The organism is Arsenophonus sp. ENCA, from assembly GCF_002287155.1.
Lineage (GTDB): Bacteria > Pseudomonadota > Gammaproteobacteria > Enterobacterales > Enterobacteriaceae > Arsenophonus > Arsenophonus nilaparvatae.
In genome coordinates, this window is the sequence record NZ_NHNG01000260.1 from 1 (window position 1) to 2,275 (window position 2,275).

Consider the following 2,275-nt stretch of genomic DNA (forward strand, 5'->3'; position numbering starts at 1 on the left):
TCCCAAAAAACGTGTGCAATGGATTAAGGACAAATACTTTAAACAGGTAGGTCATCGCCATTGGGTATTTGCTGCATGTGATGAGAATGCCGCAACCGGATTGATAAAACTGGTCAATGCCAGCGATGTAAAGATCCGTCGGCATATCAGAATTCAGCAGAAAGCTAATCCATTTGACCCTGAATGGGATGAGTATTTTGCAAAACGTCACTTCCATAAATTTAGGTACTGACCGGCTGACGTAATGGAGGCTTTGAGAGGCTTGAGCGCAGTGCAGTGAAAGTTGCACGCTGCGTTCTTAGGGGGCGCGAGCGCAGAAATACGCTCTTGCTACCCGACGCTAGTTGAGCTTTAAGCAAAATAGATTATAAAAATGGAGATCATCACTTTTTTACTAATAACAACATTAGATGGAGCTAATATGAATAACGTTATTAAACCTCTGAGCTGGATTATTTTTGCTCTGCTAGGTGCCTTTTCATTGGGTTATATTGCCCTCAATCGAGGTGAACAAATTAACGCATTATGGATTGTTGTTGCGGCAGTTTGTATCTACTTAATTGCCTATCGTTACTATGGGCGCTATATCGCCAATCAGGTTCTTGCTATCGATCCGACTCGCATGACACCCGCTATTCGCTATAATGATGGCTTAGATTATGTACCAACCAATAAAAAAAATCCTATTTGGTCATCATTTCGCTGCCATTGCCGGAGCGGGTCCTTTAGTTGGGCCAGTGCTTGCTGCCCAAATGGGCTATTTGCCTGGTATGTTGTGGATATTAGCTGGCGTTGTTTTTGCTGGTGCAGTGCAGGATCTGATGGTGCTGTTTGTATCTGTTCGCCGTGATGGGCGTTCGCTCGGTGAATTGGTAAAAACCGAAATGAGAAATATCGCAGGGATCACAATCCTTATTGCTTGCTTTATGATTATGGTGATTATTCTTGCTGTTCTGGCCATGATTGTCGTAAAAGCCTTAACGCATAGCCCTTGGGGAACTTACACGGTAGCCTTTACCATCCCGCTAGCCATTTTTATGGGGGTGTACATCCGTTATATTCGCCCTGGCCAAATTGGTGAAATTTCAATTATTAGTTTTACTTTATTAATCTTTGCTATCGTTTCAGGTGAATGGGTTAGCAAAAATGAAAGTTGGGCCTATTATTTCGATTTCGATGGTATTCAACTAACCTGGCTACTGATCATTTACGGCTTTATCGCTGCAGTGCTGCCTGTCTGGTTACTATAGGCGCCACGAGATTATCTATCAACTTTCTTAAAAATTGGTACCATTATCGGACTGGCTATCAGTATTATCATTACTCGTCCTACGTTACAAATGCCAGCACTGACCCAATTTATTGATGGTAGCGGACCAGTATGGTCTGGTGAACTATTTCCTTTCCTCTTTATTACCATCGCATGTGGTGCCGTTTCTGGCTTTCATGCTTTGATTGCATCAGGTACTACACCAAAAATGTTAGCAAATGAAAATCAGGCCTGTTTGATTGGTTACGGTGGCATGCTAATGGAGTCGTTTGTCGCTATCATGGCATTAATTGCGGCTTGTATCATCGATCCAGCGGTCTATTTTGGAATGAATAGCCCAATGTCAATGTTAACGCCGGTTGGAACCTCTGACGTGGTGGCTTCCGCGGCGCAAATAATCAGTAGCTGGGGATTTCATATTACACCAGAAACCCTAATCAACATAGCTAACGAAGTTGGAGAACAATCTATTATTTCAAGAGCCGGTGGGGCACCAACTCTGGCTGTTGGGATGGCTTATCTACTACATAGTGCATTTAGCGGCTTACTCAATGTCTCGTTCTGGTACCATTTCGCGATCTTGTTCGAAGCGTTATTCATTTTAACCGCTGTCGATGCTGGAACCAGAGCTGCACACTTTATGTTGCAAGATTTATTAGGTGTTATATCACCACCGCTAAAAAGAACCGATTCATTACTTGCCAATGTTATTGCCACAATACTTTGTGTGTTAGAGGCTGTCGCAAAAGGGGTGGAATTTTTTTTTCAACAATATCCCACCGTGCAGATTTTCTCTTTTTCTGATTTTAGTTTGTACAAATAATAGACTGAAAATCATCCATAATATCAGAGCAACCGCTCTTGATAAGTTATAGGCCATTGCATGCAGGGTAAATTCGAGCTTTACCGCTAATAATCCCTTACGCCGGAAACGTTCCAAACCCTGAATTCCCCGCAATGCTGAAAACACAGGTTCAACCATGCTCTTTCGCTGATTCAAGATTT

Annotated in this window: 1 protein-coding gene and 2 pseudogenes; 2 read left to right on the plus strand and 1 reads right to left on the minus strand. The window is 42.6% G+C overall.

Annotated features, from left to right (window positions below; translation table 11 throughout):
* Together CBG25_RS06810 and CBG25_RS06815 are read left to right on the plus strand one after the other, a co-directional pair.
* Window positions 1-232, plus strand: a pseudogene (locus tag CBG25_RS06810) (group II intron reverse transcriptase/maturase); the annotation flags it as partial.
* A gap of 189 nt (window positions 233-421) precedes the next feature.
* Window positions 422-2,003 (plus strand): annotated as a pseudogene (locus CBG25_RS06815) (carbon starvation CstA family protein); the annotation flags it as partial.
* Here the strand turns inward: CBG25_RS06815 and CBG25_RS06820 are convergent.
* Entirely contained in the window at window positions 2,001-2,252 is a 252-nt protein-coding gene (locus tag CBG25_RS06820; protein WP_290605545.1) for a transposase, read from the minus strand. The pseudogene CBG25_RS06815 and the gene CBG25_RS06820 sit on opposite strands and share 3 nt — an antisense overlap.
* Window positions 2,253-2,275: the final 23 nt, after the last annotated feature.

Bases quoted from the DNA above. Each gene is read 5' to 3' on its own strand.
- CBG25_RS06820 (WP_290605545.1), bottom strand. From the start codon at position 2,252: ATGGTTGAACCTGTGTTTTCAGCATTGCGGGGAATTCAGGGTTTGGAA.